At 72.1% G+C, this 15,383-nt stretch carries 17 protein-coding genes and 1 pseudogene; 12 read left to right on the plus strand and 6 right to left on the minus strand.

Going from position 1 to position 15,383, the window contains the following annotated elements:
• Positions 1 to 4: 4 nt before the first annotated feature.
• The 3 genes from murJ to ETD83_RS04475 all read right to left on the minus strand — a co-directional run bounded on the left by murJ (position 5) and on the right by ETD83_RS04475 (position 4,161).
• On the minus strand, positions 5 to 1,789 hold the full coding sequence (murJ, locus tag ETD83_RS04465) for a murein biosynthesis integral membrane protein MurJ (protein WP_138643780.1): 1,785 nt from the start codon (positions 1,787 to 1,789) through the stop codon (positions 5 to 7).
• 207 nt (positions 1,790 to 1,996) lie between these two features.
• Complete coding sequence (locus ETD83_RS04470) at positions 1,997 to 3,337, minus strand: FtsX-like permease family protein (RefSeq protein WP_230420669.1); 1,341 nt, start codon at positions 3,335 to 3,337, stop codon at positions 1,997 to 1,999.
• Positions 3,338 to 3,354: 17 nt separating this feature from the next.
• Positions 3,355 to 4,161, minus strand: a complete 807-nt coding sequence (locus ETD83_RS04475; protein WP_138643753.1) for an ABC transporter ATP-binding protein — start codon at positions 4,159 to 4,161, stop codon at positions 3,355 to 3,357.
• A gap of 316 nt (positions 4,162 to 4,477) precedes the next feature.
• Between ETD83_RS04475 and ETD83_RS45650 the strand changes: the two are divergent.
• From ETD83_RS45650 to ETD83_RS04485, 3 genes and pseudogenes are all read left to right on the plus strand, one after another.
• Positions 4,478 to 4,573, plus strand: a pseudogene (locus ETD83_RS45650) (hypothetical protein); the annotation flags it as partial.
• Between the two features lie 95 nt (positions 4,574 to 4,668).
• Positions 4,669 to 4,794, plus strand: coding sequence for a hypothetical protein (locus ETD83_RS45240; RefSeq protein WP_268920410.1), 126 nt, complete (start codon positions 4,669 to 4,671; stop codon positions 4,792 to 4,794).
• A gap of 21 nt (positions 4,795 to 4,815) precedes the next feature.
• Positions 4,816 to 5,514 carry a PIG-L deacetylase family protein gene (locus ETD83_RS04485; protein ID WP_230420670.1) on the plus strand — a complete coding sequence of 233 codons (699 nt, stop codon included), beginning with the start codon at positions 4,816 to 4,818 and terminating at the stop codon, positions 5,512 to 5,514.
• A gap of 290 nt (positions 5,515 to 5,804) precedes the next feature.
• Here the strand turns inward: ETD83_RS04485 and ETD83_RS04495 are convergent, their stop codons facing one another.
• Entirely contained in the window at positions 5,805 to 6,641 is an 837-nt protein-coding gene (locus ETD83_RS04495) for a DUF3710 domain-containing protein (protein ID WP_138643756.1), read from the minus strand.
• Positions 6,642 to 6,644: 3 nt separating this feature from the next.
• Entirely contained in the window at positions 6,645 to 7,160 is a 516-nt protein-coding gene (dut, locus tag ETD83_RS04500; protein ID WP_138643757.1) for a dUTP diphosphatase, read from the minus strand.
• A gap of 230 nt (positions 7,161 to 7,390) precedes the next feature.
• Between dut and ETD83_RS04505 the strand changes: the two genes are divergently transcribed.
• From ETD83_RS04505 to ETD83_RS04540, 9 genes are all read left to right on the plus strand, one after another.
• Positions 7,391 to 8,092 (plus strand): hypothetical protein, encoded by a 702-nt coding sequence (locus ETD83_RS04505; RefSeq protein ID WP_138643758.1) that lies wholly within the window; start codon positions 7,391 to 7,393, stop codon positions 8,090 to 8,092.
• A complete protein-coding gene (locus ETD83_RS04510) occupies positions 8,089 to 8,616 on the plus strand; it encodes a MauE/DoxX family redox-associated membrane protein (protein WP_138643759.1) in 528 nt (175 codons plus the stop codon). The genes ETD83_RS04505 and ETD83_RS04510 overlap by 4 nt, the downstream gene beginning before the upstream one ends.
• Positions 8,613 to 9,077 carry a hypothetical protein gene (locus tag ETD83_RS04515; RefSeq protein ID WP_138643760.1) on the plus strand — a complete coding sequence of 155 codons (465 nt, stop codon included), beginning with the start codon at positions 8,613 to 8,615 and terminating at the stop codon, positions 9,075 to 9,077. Before ETD83_RS04510 ends, ETD83_RS04515 begins: the two co-directional genes overlap by 4 nt.
• On the plus strand, positions 9,074 to 9,625 hold the full coding sequence (locus ETD83_RS04520; protein ID WP_138643761.1) for a hypothetical protein: 552 nt from the start codon (positions 9,074 to 9,076) through the stop codon (positions 9,623 to 9,625). The genes ETD83_RS04515 and ETD83_RS04520 overlap by 4 nt, the downstream gene beginning before the upstream one ends.
• Complete coding sequence (locus tag ETD83_RS42235) at positions 9,613 to 9,780, plus strand: hypothetical protein (protein ID WP_171064016.1); 168 nt, start codon at positions 9,613 to 9,615, stop codon at positions 9,778 to 9,780. The genes ETD83_RS04520 and ETD83_RS42235 overlap by 13 nt, the downstream gene beginning before the upstream one ends.
• Positions 9,781 to 9,798: 18 nt before the next feature.
• Positions 9,799 to 10,353: a hypothetical protein gene (locus tag ETD83_RS04525; RefSeq protein WP_205717490.1), complete on the plus strand. Its 555-nt coding sequence runs from the start codon at positions 9,799 to 9,801 to the stop codon at positions 10,351 to 10,353.
• 118 nt (positions 10,354 to 10,471) lie between these two features.
• Positions 10,472 to 10,726 carry a CopG family transcriptional regulator gene (locus tag ETD83_RS04530; protein WP_230420671.1) on the plus strand — a complete coding sequence of 85 codons (255 nt, stop codon included), beginning with the start codon at positions 10,472 to 10,474 and terminating at the stop codon, positions 10,724 to 10,726.
• Positions 10,723 to 11,136, plus strand: a complete 414-nt coding sequence (locus tag ETD83_RS04535) for a type II toxin-antitoxin system VapC family toxin (RefSeq protein WP_138643762.1) — start codon at positions 10,723 to 10,725, stop codon at positions 11,134 to 11,136. Before ETD83_RS04530 ends, ETD83_RS04535 begins: the two co-directional genes overlap by 4 nt.
• Positions 11,137 to 11,293: 157 nt before the next feature.
• Positions 11,294 to 12,577 (plus strand): cytochrome P450, encoded by a 1,284-nt coding sequence (locus ETD83_RS04540; RefSeq protein WP_407921469.1) that lies wholly within the window; start codon positions 11,294 to 11,296, stop codon positions 12,575 to 12,577.
• Between the two features lie 273 nt (positions 12,578 to 12,850).
• Here ETD83_RS04540 and valS read toward each other — a convergent pair whose 3' ends face one another.
• Entirely contained in the window at positions 12,851 to 15,376 is a 2,526-nt protein-coding gene (gene valS, locus ETD83_RS04550) for a valine--tRNA ligase (RefSeq protein ID WP_138643765.1), read from the minus strand.
• Between the last annotated feature and the right edge of the window lie 7 nt (positions 15,377 to 15,383).

The raw sequence follows: 15,383 nt of genomic DNA on the forward strand, positions 1-15,383 counted from the left end.
GCCCTCAGGAGCGGCGCAGCCGGGCCGACGCCATCGCGGTGAAGTAGCCGATCTCGGGGACGTTCATCAGCCGGGCGGTCACGAAGTACAGCGCGCCGCCGCCGAGACCGCCGACGGCGAGGGCGAGCAGGGCGGGGAGCCGGTCGCCCGGCAGATGGCCGAACCCCCAGACCGTCGCCGCCGCGAACGCGAGGCCGGGCAGCGCGGCCAGGTGCAGGCGGGTGAGCGCGCGGAGGATGCGGCGCCCGTCCATCCCGCCGAGCCGCCTGCGCAGGACGATCGCCGCGCCCGCCGCGCCGACCAGGTAGAACAGCCCGTACGCGATGGGCAGCCCGAGCACCACCTGCCGTGCCGGGACGAGCCACAGCAGCGCCAGCGCCGTGGCCGCCTGCGCCGCCCCGGCCGGGATGGCGATCAGCCCGGGCGTGCGGGTGTCGCCCAGCGCGTAGAAGACGCGCATGAGCAGCTGATGCAGGGTGAACGGCAGGACCATCACGGCGAAGACCATGAGGACGGCCCCGATGCGGCGCGCCCCGTCCACGCTGAGGCTGCCGTAGGCGAAGAACGTGACCGAGCCGGGGATCGCGAACACCAGCATCCCCAGCCACAGCGGGACGAGCAGCGCGCAGGCCAGCCGCAGGCCGCGGGAGAAGTCGTCCCGGACGAGGTCGCGCCGCCCGTCCGCGACGTGCGCGCTCATCCTCGGCAGCAGCGCCGTGATCACCGACACGGCGATGATCGCGTACGGGAGCTGGAACACGACGAGCGCGAACTTGTACGTGGCGAGCCCGCTCCCCGGGACCGGACGGCCCGCCGCCTCGGCCGCCCGGCCGGCCGCGCGCGTCGCGACGTTCGCGGTCACGAGGACGCCCACCTGCGCGACGACGATGTAGAGCAGCATCCACGACGCGGCCCGCACCGCCTCGCCGAGCCCGGAACCGCGCAGGTCGAGGCGCGGCCGCCAGCGGAACCCGGCGGACCGCAGCATCCACGCGAGCACCGCGCTCTGCGCGATCGTCCCGAACGCGGAGCCGAGGCCGATGAGGGCGAGCTGGCCGTCGGTGACGGTCTCGGCCGTCCGGCCGCGTCCGGCGACCCAGAGGAAGAGCACGCCCGCGGCCATCGTGATCAGGTTGTTGACGACCGGCGCCCACATCGGCGCCCCGAACCGGCGCCGGACGTTCAGCAGCGTGCTCGCCAGCCCGCTGACGCCGATGAAGAAGATCTGGACGAGCAGCAGCCGGGTGAGCAGCACGGCCACCTCGCGCTGCCGGCCCTCGTACCCGCCCGCGTACAGGGAGATCAGCTGGTCGGCGGCGAGCACGGCCACGACGGTCAGCACGGCGAGGGCCACCAGGACGACGCCGAGCAGCCGCCGCTCCGTCGCCGCTCCCCCGTCGGCGTCCCGCATCCGCCGCTTCACCAGGAACGGGACGAAGACGCTCGCGAGCAGCCCGCCGAGCAGCAGCTCGTACACCGTGTACGGGATCATCTCGGCGGCCTGGTAGGCGTCGCCGAGCAGCGCGGTGCCGAGCGCCGCGCCGATCACGACCGTGCGGAGGAAGCCGGTGGCGCGGGAGAAGACCGTCCCGATCGCCATGACGGCGCTGGAGTGCGCGACGCCCGGCGGCGCGGCCTGCGCGGCGCCGCCGATCTCGTCGCGCTCCGAGCCGGGCCGGTCGGCGGTCCCCGGGTCGCCGACGTCGCCGGGGTCGCGGACCGGGACGAGCCCGGTCTCCGGCTCGCCGGGCGGCTCCGCGCGCTCGGCCTCCTCGATGACCAGCGGCATGAGGACCCGGCGCCGGCCGGGTTCGGCCCGTCGCTCGGGTTCGTCCTGTATGTCGGGCTCGTCCACCGTCACCACCCCCGGAGGCGCCAGTATGCCCCGCGGGGTGCCCACCCTCTACGGATGAGCACCCCGCGGAGCCTCGCGGGGGGACGCGGCCTGCCGCCCCCCCGTCCTCCAACCGACGAGCTTCGCTCGACCCCCGTCTGGTCAGTTGAGCGCCGCCTCGACCGCGGGGACCCGGACGGCCCTGCGCGTCGCGCCGTAGGCCGTGGCCCCGGTGAGGACGGCGGCGAGCGCGACCACCGCGAGGTAGGTCCACACGCTTCCGTCCGGGGTGACCGAGTCGCGCCGGGCGAGGCCGAACGGCACGATCGTGAAGACCGACGCGACCGTCCCGACCACCACGCCGGTGACCGCCAGCACCGCCGCCTCCACCGCCGCACCGCCGAGCACCTGGCCGGGCGTCGCGCCGGCGAGCCGCGTCTGGCCGAACTCGCGGCGGCGGTGCGCGGTCGCCGCGATCAGCGTGTTCACCAGCATGATCGCGGTGAACAGCACCACCATGGCGATGACGACGAAGTTCAGCGTCTCGATGTTCTTCTGCTCGTTCGTCTTGGCGAGCCCGGCGGCCTCCAGCGCCGCGTTCTCGGTGGACTGCAGGAACAGCGTGCCGACCGCCGTCGCGACGAACAGGATGACCGGCGTGACCGCGGCGGCCAGCGCGCTCGTCCGGCGGCCCATGGTGTCGGCCGCGAGACCGCCGGCGGCGCCGCCGAACAGCCGCAGCGGACCGGCCACCAGCGCCGTCACCCGCCGCATGATCGCCGGGGCCAGCAGCGACAGCCCGATCGCGGCGAAGATGTCCGCCTGCCCGGACGTCGCCATCGCCATGCTGTCGCCGTCCATCACGGTCACGGTGATCACGGCCTGCTGGACGGCGACCAGCAGGAAGATCACCGCGAACACGACGCGCTTCCTGCTCAGCCTGCCGGTGTCGACGGCCGCGGCCGCCAGCGACTCCGTCACCCGGACGCGGGTCGTGCGGCGCGCGGTGATCAGCGCGGCGCCGACGGCGGACACGACGGTGATCCCGATGCCCATGGACACCGCGATCGGCCCGAAGGTGTACCCGACGTCCGCCGGGACCTGGTCGGTGTCGTGCAGCATGCCCAGCAGCGCGCGGCCGATGAGCATCCCCGGGACGATCCCGAGCAGCGCCGCCGCCACGGCCAGCCCCGCCGCCTCGCCGACGATCATCCGGCCGAGCTGCGCCGGGGTCGCGCCGACGCTCTTCAGCAGCGCCATCTCCACGGCCCGCTGCCGGACCGACAGGGTCAGCGTCGAGGTGACCGCGAAGACCACCAGCAGCAGGCCCCACCCGCCGACGACGTTCGCCATGGTGACGAGCGTCTCCCGAGCCGTCCCGGTCGCGCCGCTCGCCTCCGCCGTGTCCAGCATCGACGCGAACGCCATGATGATCGCCGAGCCGAGGAACATCGCGAGGAAGCTCGCGACGAACGCGCCGGCCCGCCTGCGCAGTGAACTCATCGCCAACTGGAACATCGTCACGCCTCCGTCATCGTCCGCTGACGCTCGACCTCGTCGGCCAGGTGCGTCATCCGCTCGGCGACGGCCTCGGCGGTCGGCGCGGCCTGGTGGCCGACGATCCGCCCGTCCGCCAGGTACAGCACCGCGTTCGCGTAGGACGCGGCGACCGGGTCGTGGGTGACCATCACGACCGTCTGGCCGTGCAGGTGCACCGACTCCTGCAGCAGGCCCAGGACGTCGCGGGCGCTCCGCGTGTCCAGCGCGCCGGTCGGCTCGTCCGCGAACACCACCCGCGGCCGCGTGACCAGCGCCCGCGCGATCGCCACCCGCTGCTGCTGCCCGCCGGACAGCTCCGAGGGCAGGTGGCCGAGCCGCTCGCCCAGCCCGAGGCGCTCAAGGACGTCCCGCGCCTCCCGCCGGTCGGCCTTGCGGCCGGCCAGCTTCAGCGGCAGCAGCACGTTCTGCATCACGTTCAGCGTCGGCAGCAGGTTGAACTGCTGGAAGACGAAACCGATGCGCTGGCGGCGGAACTTCGTCAGCGCGGCCTCGCTGTCCCCCGACAGCGCGGCGCCGTCCACGAACACGCGTCCCTCGGTGGGACGGTCAAGGCCCGCCGCGCACTGCAGCAGCGTGCTCTTGCCCGACCCGGACGGGCCCATCACCGCGGTGAACGACCCGGCCGGCAGCGACAGCGACACGCCGTCCAGCGCGACCACACGGTTGCCGTCCGCGCCGTACACCTTGCGCACGTTCTCCAGGCGGAGCGCCTCGTCCGGCACCTGGCCCGCCGGGTCCGCCGGCCCCGGTCCCCTACGTCCGATCATTGTTTCCCTCCAGCCCGGCGCCCCTTCCCGGTGCGCCTGTGGGAACGAAATTACGGACGGCGACGGCCGCGCAGGATGGGTCCAGCACGCCGATCGGGGTAGGCAAAACCCCACCATTTCCAAGGCTCGGACGACCCCGCCTCGGGCCGGGTCCAGCGCGTCGGGTTACAGTCGCTGGCGGTGCGCCGGGAAGTCTGGTCGGCAGGTCCTGTCAGCCCCATGCCGATCAGGAGGCGCCGTGCCGGCCATCGCCGCGATCGTCATCTTCGTCTGCGCCTACGTCCTGATCGCCTCGGAGCGGGTGCACCGGACGGCGGTGGCCCTCGGCGGCGCGGGCCTGATGCTGCTCCTGCACATCACCGACGCGGAGGACGCGTTCTTCTCCGAAGAGTCCGGGATCGACTGGAACGTAATCTTCCTGCTGCTCGGGATGATGGTCATCGTGTCGGTGCTGCGGCAGACCTCGGCGGCAACGCCACAGCCATCGGCGCCAGCGCCAACGTCGTCGTGCTCGGCATCGCCGCCCGCAACGGCACGCCGATCAGCTTCTGGCGGTTCACCCGCTACGGACTCGTCGTCACCTTCGTCACGGTCGCGCTGGCCACCCCCTACCTCTGGCTCCGCTACCTGTAGGGAATGGGCGAGGATGGAGGGATGGACGAGGTACCTGAGGACTGGGAACGGGCGCTGACGATCGTCGCGCACCCCGACGACCTGGAGTACGGGGCGTCGGCGGCGGTCGCCAAGTGGACGAGCCAGGGCAAGACGGTGACGGAGGTGATGGCGACCCGCGGCGAGGCGGGGATCGACTCGATGGACCCCGCGGAGGTCGCCCGGATCCGCAGCGCGGAGCAGATCGAGGCGGCGCGCGCCGTCGGCGTGGAGGCCGTGGAGTTCCTCGACTTCCAGGACGGCGTGCTGGAGTACGGGCTGCCGCTGCGGCGGGCGCTCGCCGCGGCGATCCGGCGGCACCGGCCCGAGGTGGTGCTGTCGCTGAACTTCCGGGAGTCGTTCCCCGGCGGCGGTTTCAACATGGCCGACCACCGCGTGCTCGGGCTCGCTGTCGCCGACGCGATCAGGGACGCGGCCAACCGGTGGGTGTTCCGCGACCTCGGCCTCGACCCGTGGCAGGGCGTCCGGTTCGCGCTGTTCGGCGGGTCACCGCAGGCCACGCACTACGTGGACGTCACCGGGCATCTGCGCGCCGGCATCGACTCGCTGCTCGCGCACCACGTGTACTTCTCGAACCTGGGCGAGGAGTTCGACGGGGAGGCGTTCCTCACCGGCATCGCCGAGAAGGAGGGGCGCGCCGCGGGCGTCGAGCACGCGATGACGTTCGAGATGATCGAGTGATAGCGCCGGGCGGCGGGCGCCGGGCTCGCTAACGGCGGGCGTTGGGCCGCTTGCCCTTGTTGGACTTGCTGCGTTTACGGGCCCGACGTTTGCGCGTCTTCTTCGACATGTCCCGATTGACCACCCGGGAGGCGTCCAGCGCAAGGAATCCGCCGCGCACGGCCCAGCGAAAACCCGCCGGCCGCACGTCCGAAAAAGGCGCGCGGCACGGCGGGCAAGATCTGGTGTGGAGCGGACGGCGGCCGGGGCCGGCGGCCACGGCGACCGGGTCAGCGGACCACGGCGGCGGGTCAGCGGACCTCGGTGATCTCGGGGCCGCGCTCGAAGGGGTCGAAGGTCTGCACGCCCTCCTCCTCCCCTTCCTCCTCGTTGCCCTCGCTGAACTCCTTCGGGATGCGCAGCTCCAGCAACTCGCGCGGGGGCATCGGGGCGTCGCCGCGGACGACGACCACGCCGCGCAGGACGTCCTCCAGGACCTGCCACTGCTCCTCGTTCTCGATCGCCGCGCCCTGCACGACGGCCTGGAGGAACCAGCGGGGGCCGTCCACGCCGAGGAAGCGGATGATCTGCGGCGCCCAGCCCTGCTCGACGAACTCGGCCGGGATCTGCTGGCGGAACTCCTCCGGCATCTCCGCGAGGACCTCTTCGGTCAGCGGCTGGGGGACCATCGCCAGCAGCTCGGAACCGAACGGGCCGTCGCCCTCCTGGGTCTGGCCCTGCGCCTCCTCCTGGATGTCCTTGGCGGTCTCACGGCGCACGTCGTCCCAGATGCCGCTGCGCTTCGGCGCCGCGAACGCCTGCAGCTGCATGGCGCTCTCCTCGTACTGCACCAGCACGGCGACGGGGCGCCCGTCGAGCGGGTTGCCCTCCTCGTCGACCTGGGTGGCCTCGAAGTTCACCTGGAAGGCGAGCCCCTGGGCGACGGGCACCTGGATGGATCCGAAGTCGAGCCGCTGCAACTCGGGGAAGGAGTCCTCGGAGTCCCACGGACCGCCCTCGGCCTTCTCGGCCTTCTCGGCCTTGGCGGGGGCCTCATCGGCGGCGTCCTCGGCGGCCTCCGCCGGCTCATCGGTCACCTCGGGCCCCTTCTCGGGCTCCTCGGCCTGCCGGCGACGTCCAAAAGCCACGACTCACGCTCCTTCTCGACTGTGCTCATTGCCTGCATTATCCGCGCCCGCGGGCCCTCGCCCTCCGGGCGCAGGACCGAATCCGCCGGTGGAGCCGAAGCCGTCGGTTCCGCGCGCCGATCCGGGAAGCTCGGCGACCTCGTGGAACACCGCCTGCTCCACCCGCTGCACGACCAGCTGCGCGATGCGGTCTCCGCGCCGCAAGGTGACGGTGGCGCGGAGGTCGGTGTTCAGCAGGGTCACCTTGATCTCACCCCGATAGCCGGCGTCGACCGTACCGGGTGCGTTGACTATGGTCACCCCCAACCTAGCGCCCAAACCGGACCTCGGGTGAATGAAAGCCGCGTAGCCGTCGGGCAGCGCGATCGCCGTTCCGGTCGGGACGACGGCGCGCTCACCGGGCGGCAGCTCGACGTCCACGGCCGCGACCAGATCGGCGCCCGCGTCGCCCGCGTGGGCGTACTGCGGCAGGGGCAGCCCGGGATCGAGCCGCTTGATCAGCACATCGACCTTGCTCACGCGTTCACCTCACGCTCACCTGCCGGAAAACCTCACGACCCTACCGAGGGCGCGGTGCCGGGCCGGGGCTGAAACGCCGCCGTCGCACGGGTCCGGCAGTTGACCCTACCCGTTCCCGAAGGTGACCACTTCCGGAAGATTCAGCCCCAAAGAGTGGAATTACGCGTAGCGTCACTTCTGTTACCCGCGGTGCTTCTGCGGGAATTGCGTCCCGCAGGAAAGGGGGCGTCATGGGCACATCCGAACGGGAGACCGTCCACCGCTCGCTGGACGGCGTCAGGGTACGGCTCTCGGGTCCCCATGACCTCGGCCGTCCCTGCACGTCGGTGGCGCGGATCGCCGACGGCGGGCGGCTCCACGAGATCTCCAGCGGCACCCGGGCGGACGCGCTCGCCTGGGCCGAGGACATCGGCGTCGACCGGTTCGAGGAGGAGTTCCGCGTCCAGGACGGGCGGCTCCGGGTCGGCCGGGCCGAGGCGGCGCACGACACCGGGACCGGGCTGCGCGAGACCGTCCTCGCGGCCGTGTGGGAGGGACGTCGCCACGCGGTGTTCACGCACCTCTACCACGCGCGCCCGGCGGACGCGGTGGCGTTCTTCGGCACGGTGCGGCTCACCGAGCACGGCGACGGGATCATCGCGGTCCCGCGCGGCCGGGCCCGGCGGCCCGAGCCCGCCGAGCTGGTCAAGGAGGTCCCGGGCCTCGGGCTCCTGGAGATCACGCCGCTGAACCGGCAGACGCGGCGGCGGCTCCCGACGTGGCGCGGCGCGCCCGTCGCGGGCGGCGAGCTGTTCCAGGACACGGTGGAGGGCCAGGGCCTCTACTTCCTGCTCGCCCTGAAGTCGCTGCTGGTGACCGTCCTGCCCGAGCAGGACCGGGCGCGGGAGGTCCCGCGGCGGCTCGCGGGACTGGCGGTCGAGGCGATCCCGTGACCGCGCTTCTGGCGGGCGTCGCGGCGGTCGCGGTCCCGCTCGTCCTGCTGGCGTCGGTGTACGGGCACGCCAGGCGTCCCGGCATGCTCGCCTCGGCACTGCGGGCGCACGGCACGGTTCCGCGCGCGCTCGCGGGTCCCGCCGCGGCGGCCGTGGTCGCCGCGGAGGCGCTGGCCGGCGCCGCCGGCGCGACGGCACTCCTCCTCCAGGTGGACGGGCCGATGCGCGCGGCGTCCGGAGCGTCGGCCGTCCTGCTCGCCCTCTACGCCGCCTACGCGACGTACGTGTCACGCACGCGGCACGACGCGCCATGCGGTTGCGCGGGCGCCGGCACGCCGATGACGGGCTGGGTCGCTGGACGCGCCGCCGCGCTGTCCGTCCTCGCGCTGATCGGAGCCCTGCACGGGCTCCCGGGCGGGCCGTCCGCCTACGAGTCGTTCATCGCCGTCACGGCGGGGCTGGGGTTCGCGGTCCTCCTCTGGACGCTCCCGTCCGCCATGATCGAAAGGAGGTCGGCCGGATGAGCTTCCAGAGCAGTGCGCTCCTGCTGTCGTGGGTGGCGATCCTGCTGCTCGCCCTGGTGGTCGCCGGTCTCGTCCGGCAGGTCCACGCGCTCGGCCAGGGGACGTCCAGCCCGACCGGTCTCGGCCCCGCGCCGGGCACGCCCGCGCCGTCGTTCGACCGCCTCGGGCCGGGCCTGCTGCTCTTCCTGGACCGCGACTGCGGCGTCTGCACCGACGTGCTGGCCGCCGCCGACGGCCTCGGCCCGCTCCACGCGATCTTCTCCGGCCCGCCGGCGGACGGCGCGGCCGCGCTGCCCGGCGCGACCGTGCTCACCGGCGAGCAGGACGGGCTGTTCGCCGACTACCGCGTCCCCGCCACCCCGTTCGCCGTGATGGTCGGCGCGGACGGCCGGGTGCGGGCCGCCGAACCCGTGGGCTCGCCCGGAGCCCTGCGCGCCATGACCTTGGAGGCGGCCCGATGATCGAGCTGGTCGACGTCCCGCCGCTGCGCGGCCCGCGACCGGCCGGCACCTCGCGCGTCCGCCGCCGCGTCCCGCCGGACGCACCCGTGTTCAGGCCCGTGCGGCGCAGCATCCTCACCGGCCTCGCCGCCGCGGGCGCGACCGCCGGGCTGAAGGCGCTCGGCGTGTTCCCGCCCGCGCGGGACGCGCTGTCCTCCGGATTCGAGCTGGTCGGCTACTACGACATCTATCCGCGCTGCCCGTCGTACGCGTCCGGGCACAACTGCTCCCCCGGCTGCGGCCCGAGCCTGGTGTGCGCCTCATGCTGCCGGACGAGCGGAAAGTACAAGGGCTTCCACAAATCCGGGGTCTCGGACCCGGGACGCTACAAACTGCGCCCGAGCGACTGCTACGGCAGCCACTGGGACGGATGGCTCTGGGCGTACGCCAAGTCCTGCGGCAAGTGCAAGAAGGGCGTCACCTGGCGCTGCCACGACGGCTGGAAGAAGTCGAAGGCGGGGAACTGGTACAAGACCATCTGCCGCGTGGCGACGGCGTGCAAGAACTGACCGCCGGACGGCTCCGGCGCGGACTGACCGACCCGCTCCTTCCCGTCACCGCCGTCGCGCTCCTCGCGCTGTCGGCCGCCGCCCTGAACGCCGCCGTCCTGTGCTGGGCCTCGATCGGCGTCCTCGCCGGATTCTCCCTGTCGGGCAGCGTTTGAACGCGCAACAGCGAATCCGTGCTGTTCTCGCCAGGTTGGCGGGCTCCCGTACGGCAGGGCGAGATCCTGGCCGTCTTCACCGCAGGGCTGATGCTCGGCGGCACCGTGAGCGCCACGGTGATCTGGCTGCTCTCGGGCCTCTCGGCGCCGCTGCCCTCGTCCGTCCGCACCTCGGCGATCCTGGGAATCGCGGCCCTCGGAGCGGCCCGTGAACTCGGCCTGCTCTCCCTTCCCCTCCCGCAGAACGCCCGCCAGATCCCGCAGGAGATCCTCCAGACGAATCTGCGCCGGGGCAGCCTGCAATTCGGCTTCGAACTGGGCACCGGCGTCCGGACTTACGTTTCGTCCACCGCCCCTTACGTCCTGGCCCTGGCCCTCCTCCTCAGCCACGAGCCCCTCGCCATCGCCCTCCTGACCGGCGCCGCCTTCGGCACCGGCCGCGCCCTGAGCGCCGCCCTCACCTACCTCTCCCAAGACGACGACCGCGCCGCCGTCATCGCGACTCGAATTCCGCACCTGAAAGCCGCCACGGCCGCCATATCCCTTTGCGCGCTCGCCCTCCTGCTCCTGTGAGGCGGTGGCAGACTGAGATCATCTCGTCGGTGCGGGTGCGGACGACGCTGAGAGAACGGACGCTGCGCACCGCCGTCCTACCGCAGACAGCGGTGGCATCCGAGGTAGGATTTGTTACATGAGCGAGCCCACCCGGAAGTACTCCGTGACCATGCCTCGCGACGTCGCGGAAGAGGCCAGGGCGAGAAGCGGCCCTTCTGGATTGTCCGCCTATGTCACGGCAGCCGTCGCGCGTCAGATCGAACGAGACAAACTAGACGAGCTCATCGCGGCCTGCGAAGCGGAGAACGGCCCAGTCGACCCCGCTGGGGTAGAGGCAAAGCTCGCGATCTTCGATCAAGCCGAGTCCGCTCACCCCGGCCAAGTAGCATGACGCGTTCGGCCGCGGTCCCCGACGGCACGCTGGTACTTGACTGCGAAGGTCTGGCCAGAGCCACCCTACGTGACCGCGACATGGCCGAATGGCTGGCCGCCGCGCGGGTGAGAGATAAACGCGTCATAACGAGCGCGGCCACTCTGGTTGAAGTGGCTCATCCAGGCATCAAATGGGCCGCGCTCCAATGGACTCTTTCACGAGTGAACGTTGAACCCGTGACCGAATCAATCGCTCGGCACGCCGCCGCTCTCCTGCGCGATGCCGGTCTGCACGGTCACAAATACGCGATCGACGCCATGCTCTCCGCAACCGCGCTGGCGGCCTCGCGCCCAGTCATGATCCTTACGTCCGACCCACAGGACATCCGCACGTTGTGCGGCGAACAGGTGACGGTGGTCAAGATCTAGCAGCGGCGGGAGCGTATCTCCTGACTTCCGGGGCGTGGACGGCGGTGGAGCGGGCGGTGCTGCACCGGAGGGTCGTGGCAGCCTCTTGACGGATGTCCGGTTGCCTCGGTTCCATGGAAACCGAATGGCATTCTGAACTCCGTGAGGACGGTGCCTGGTGACGACAGTGCGGGAGACCGGCGAGATCGACCTGTCGGACCTGAACTTCTGGTCCCTGCCCCCGGACCGCCGGCTCGCGGCGTTCGCGCGGCTCCGCGAGCGGGACCGGCCCGCGTTCTTCCGCGAGCTGAAGATGCCGTTCATCAGGACCGGGCGCGGCTACTACGCGCTGACCAGGCACGCCGACGTGGTGGAGGCCAGCCGGACGCCGGAGGTGTTCAGCAGCGAGCCGTCCGCCACCAGCATCGCCGACCTGCCCCGGTACATGGCCCGCTACTTCGGCTCCATGATCAACATGGACGACCCGCGGCACGCCAAGATCCGGCGGATCGTGTCGCGGGCGTTCACCCCCCGCGTCCTCGCCAAGCTGGACGCCGACCTGCAGGCGACCGCGACGCGCATCGTGGACGACCTGCGCGGCAAGGGCTCGGCCGACTTCGTCACCGACGTCGCCGCCCGGCTGCCCCTCGAAGTCATCTGCGACATGATGGGCATCCCCGGACGGCTGCGGCCCATGGTGTTCCAGCGGACGAACATCATCCTCGGCCTCGGCGACCCCGAGTACACCGGCGGCAAGGACCTCTACCGCGGCGACATCACCCGGATCGGCGTCCTGTACGGGCTGCTGCAGGCGATGACGGCCGGGTACGAGCTGAACCACCTGGCGATGAAGCTGGCGCGGAGGCGCCGCCGCCACCCGGGCGACGATCTGGTGTCGCGGCTCGTGACCGCCAACGTGGACGGCGAGTCGCTGACCGACCAGGAGATCGGGTCGTTCTTCATCCTGCTCGTCGTCGCCGGGAACGAGACCACGCGGAACGCCATGTCGCACGGCCTGAAGCTGCTCACCGACAACCCGGAGCAGCGGGCCCTGCTGACGGACGACTTCGACGCGCACGCGCCCGGCGCTGTGGAGGAGATCGTCCGGATGGCGACGCCGGTCATCCAGTTCCGCCGGACGGTGACCCGCGACCACGAGATGAACGGCCAGCGGTACCGGGCGGGCGACAAGGTCCTGCTGTTCTACAACTCCGCCAACCGCGACGCCGACGTGTTCACCGACCCGGACGTCTTCGACATCACCCGCTCCCCCAACCCGCACGTCGGGTTCGGCGGCCCCGGCCCGCACTTCTGCCTGGGCGCCAACCTCGCCCGGCAGGAGATCACGGTGATGTTCCGGGAGCTGCTCACGCGCGTGCCGGAGATCCGGGCGAGCAACGAACCCAAGATGCTCTACTCGCACTTCATCAACGGCATCAAGCATCTTCCCTGCACGTTCTGAGCGGTGGGCCCGGACGCCGTGGCGCGGCTGACGGCGCCCGGGCCCGCCGCGGCTCAGGGAGCGGCCCTGTCCCTGGGCGCTTCCCCGGCCGCGTACCCGGCGGCCCGCGCGGCGGGCGGTGCAGCGGCGTGTCCGCCCAGTCGAACCGCACGCGCCGCGGGGTGATGACGGGATGCCGCTCGTCGATCTCGCTCATCGCCCTCCACCCCAATTGGACCCGAAATCCAATATTGGGAGCGGAGCGGAACCGCGTCAAGGGCGGAGCGGAGTCGCTCAGGTCACAGGGGCGAGGACGACGTCGACGGTCAGGCCGGCCGGGGCGTCCTCCAGCGTCAGGTCGGCGATGCGCCCGGCCGCGGCCAGATCCGGACGTGCGATCCTCATCACCTCGGCGCCCCGCACCACCGCGCGGGCCACGTCGGCCCGCATCGACGCCTTCGCCTCCGACTTGGCCTTGCGGACCTGCCGGAGCGCCTCCCCCGTCGCCGCCAGGACGGCCGGGTCACCGCCCGGAGGCAGCTCCGCCGTCGTCGGCCAGGACGCCCTGTGCACCGACCCGTGCCGCCACCACGACCAGACCTCCTCGGTCACGAACGGCAGGACGGGCGCGAACAAGCGCAGCAGAACCGACAGCGCGGTGCGCAGCGCCGCCCGCGCGGACTGGCCCTCCGGCCCCTCGCCATAGGCGCGCGCCTTGACCAGCTCCAGATAGTCGTCGCAGAACTCCCAGAAGAACCGCTCCGTGCGCTCCAAGGCCCGCGCGTAGTCGTAGCCCTCGAAGGCGTCCGTCGCGTCCTGGACGACCCCGGACAGCGCCGCCAGCATCGCCCGGTCGAGGGGCTCCGTCACCGCCGCGTCCGCGCGCACCTCCCCCAGCCCCAGCACGAACTTGGACGCGTTGAGGATCTTGATGGCGAGGCGCCGCCCGACCTTGATCTGGCCGGTGTCGAACGCGGTGTCGGTGCCCGGACGCCCGCCGGCGGCCCAGTACCGGACGGCGTCGGACCCGTACTCGCGCAGCAGGTCGATCGGCGTGACGACGTTCCCCTTCGACTTCGACATCTTCTTGCGGTCCGGGTCGAGGATCCAGCCGGACAGCGCGGTGCCCTTCCACGGCAGCGAGCCGTGCTCCAGATGCGCGCGGACGACCGTGGAGAACAGCCACGTCCGGATGATGTCGTGCGCCTGGGGGCGCAGGTCGTACGGGAAGACCCGGCCGAACAGGTCGGCGTCGCGCTCCCAGCCGCCCGCGATCTGCGGGGTCAGCGACGACGTCGCCCAGGTGTCCATGATGTCGGGGTCGCCGATGAAGCCGCCCGGCTCGCCGCGCTGCCCCTCGGTGAACCCGGGCGGGACGTCGGACGACGGGTCGACAGGCAGCGCGTCCTCGGACGGGACGATCGGCTCGTCGAAGCGCGGCTCGCCCGTGCCGTCCAGCGGATACCAGACGGGGATCGGCACGCCGAAGAACCGCTGCCGGGAGATCAGCCAGTCGCCGTTGAGGCCCTCGACCCAGTTCTCGTACCGGGCCCGCATGTAACCGGGGTGCCAGTGCAGCTCGCTGCCGCGCGCGAGGAGCTCCGCGCGGACGCCCTCGTCGCGTCCGCCGTTGCGGATGTACCACTGCCGCGTCGTGACGATCTCCAGCGGCCTGCTGCCCTTCTCGTAGAACTTCACCGGACGGGTGATCTTGCGAGGCTCGCCGTCCAGGTCGCCGGACTCGCGCAGCAGCTCGGCGACCCGTTCCTTGGCGGAGAAGACCGTCCTGCCCGCAAGCTCGCCGTACGGGTGCGCGGGGACGCCGTCCGGCGGGTCGGCGGCGAGCCGGCCGTCCCAGCCGATGATCGCGCGGGTGGGCAGGTTCAGCTCGCGCCACCAGGTGACATCCGTGACGTCGCCGAACGTGCAGATCATCGCGATGCCGGACCCCTTGTCGGGCTCGGCCAGCCGGTGCGCGACGACCGGGACCCGCACGCCGAACAGCGGCGTGCGGACGGTCGTCCCGAACAGCTCCCGGTACCGCTCGTCGTCGGGATGGGCGACCAGCGCGACGCACGCGGGCAGCAGCTCCGGCCGCGTCGTCTCGATGTAGACCGGCCGCTCGTCGCCGTGGAACCGGATCCGGTAGAACGCGCCGGGCTGCTCGCGGTCCTCCAGCTCGGCCTGGGCGACGGCCGTGCGGAACGTGACGTCCCACAGCGTCGGCGCCTCGGACAGGTACGCCTCGCCCCGCGCGAGGTTGCGCAGGAAGGCCCGCTGGGACGCCGTGCGGGAGACGTCTCCGATCGTCGTGTAGAGGTGGTTCCAGTCGACCGAGAGGCCGACGCGGCGCCACATCTCCTCGAACGCCTTCTCGTCCACCGCGGTGAGCCGCTCGCACAGCTCGATGAAGTTGCGCCGCGAGACCGGCTGCTGCCGCTTGGCGTCGGGCTCGGCCGGAGGCGCGAAGTCCGGATCGTACGGAAGAGACGGATCGCACCGCACGCCGAAGTGGTTCTGGACGCGGCGCTCCGTAGGCAGGCCGTTATCGTCCCAGCCCATGGGGTAGAAGACCGCCCGACCGCGCATGCGGTGATACCGCGCGACGGTGTCGGTGTGGGTGTAGGAGAAGACGTGGCCGACGTGGAGGGAACCGCTCACGGTGGGCGGCGGGGTGTCGATCGAGTAGACCTCGCCGCGCGGGCGTGTGCGGTCGAAGCGGTAGACGCCCTCGTCCTCCCAGACGCGTACCCACCTGTCCTCCAGGCCGTCCAGGGAGGGCTTGGGCGGGACGTTCGGGGTACGCGGCTGCTCTGTCATGGATCAA

Origin of the sequence: Actinomadura soli (assembly GCF_005889715.1) — a bacterium.
In the GTDB taxonomy this organism is placed as follows: domain Bacteria; phylum Actinomycetota; class Actinomycetes; order Streptosporangiales; family Streptosporangiaceae; genus Spirillospora; species Spirillospora soli.